The sequence below is a fragment of the Borrelia persica No12 genome, from assembly GCF_000500045.1.
GTDB lineage: Bacteria > Spirochaetota > Spirochaetia > Borreliales > Borreliaceae > Borrelia > Borrelia persica.
On sequence record NZ_AYOT01000230.1, the window covers coordinates 1 to 246 of the forward strand.

Annotated in this window: 1 pseudogene; it reads right to left on the minus strand. The window is 21.5% G+C overall.

Features of this window, described 5'->3' with window-relative positions:
* Positions 1-246, minus strand: a pseudogene (locus tag U881_RS13425) (Bdr family repetitive protein); the annotation flags it as partial.

Consider the following 246-nt stretch of genomic DNA (forward strand, 5'->3'; position numbering starts at 1 on the left):
ATTATGTAATCTTGCTGTATTGTCAAATTTTGTTATATTAGTTTCAATTTTATTATCAAGTTCAGTGAATTTTGTATCAATTTTATTATCAAGATCTTTAATATCCGATTTTAGTTCGCTTCTAACATTATCAATTTTATTATCAAGTTCAGTGAATTTTGTATCAATTTTATTATCAAGTTCAGTGAATTTTGTATCAATTTTATTATCAAGTTCAGTGAATTTTGTATCAATTTTATTATCAAG